Origin of the sequence: Microbacterium sp. BF1 (genome assembly GCF_019279095.1) — a bacterium.
In the GTDB taxonomy this organism is placed as follows: domain Bacteria; phylum Actinomycetota; class Actinomycetes; order Actinomycetales; family Microbacteriaceae; genus Microbacterium; species Microbacterium maritypicum.
In genome coordinates this window covers 1-623 of the sequence record NZ_JAGYWT010000826.1, presented here as the reverse complement: position 1 = coordinate 623, position 623 = coordinate 1, and the positions used below count along the sequence as shown (strand labels likewise).

Annotated in this window: 1 protein-coding gene; it reads right to left on the bottom strand. The window is 70.6% G+C overall.

The annotated features are described in order from the left end of the window. Positions 1-39: 39 nt before the first annotated feature. On the bottom strand, positions 40-623 hold a 584-nt coding region (locus KZA10_RS17030), incomplete at its 5' end, for an SDR family NAD(P)-dependent oxidoreductase (protein WP_218683492.1).

Below are 623 nucleotides of genomic sequence, written 5' to 3'. Positions count from 1 at the left end.
CCTGAGTCGTCGGCGCCGGTCCCGGAGCACCGAGGCGCCTCAGTGCACCGACAGTCCGCCGTCGACGAACAGCGAGTGGCCGGTGACGTAGGCCGATCCCGCTCCGGCGAGGAACACCGCGGCCCCGGCGAAGTCGCTCGGCAGTCCGTTGCGTCCGATCATGGTGCGTGCCGCGAGCTCGGCGACTTTCTGCGGATCCTGCTGCAGGCGGGCGTTCAACGGGGTCAGCACGAAGCCGGGGACGAGCGTGTTGCTCGTGACGCCGGTTCCGCCCCAGGCCTCGGCCTCCGAGCGCATGAGCGATTCGACGGCACCCTTCGATGCGCCGTAGACCCCGCTTCCCACGAAGGCGCGGTGGGCCTGTTGGGAGCTGATGTGGAGGAGTCGGCCGTATCCGCGTGCGGCCATGCCCTTCGCGTAGCGCTGGCCGAGCAGGAAGGGCGCGAGCGCGTTGACGGTCATCGTCGCGTCCCAGTCGTCCTCCGTGATCTCCGCGAACGGCGGACGGATGTTGATGCCGGCCGAGTTCACGAGGATGTCCGGCTCGCCGAACGGCACCTCCGCGGCCTCTGCGACGTCGCGGATCCCGTCCCGTGTGCCGAGGTCGCCGACGACCCCGGCTG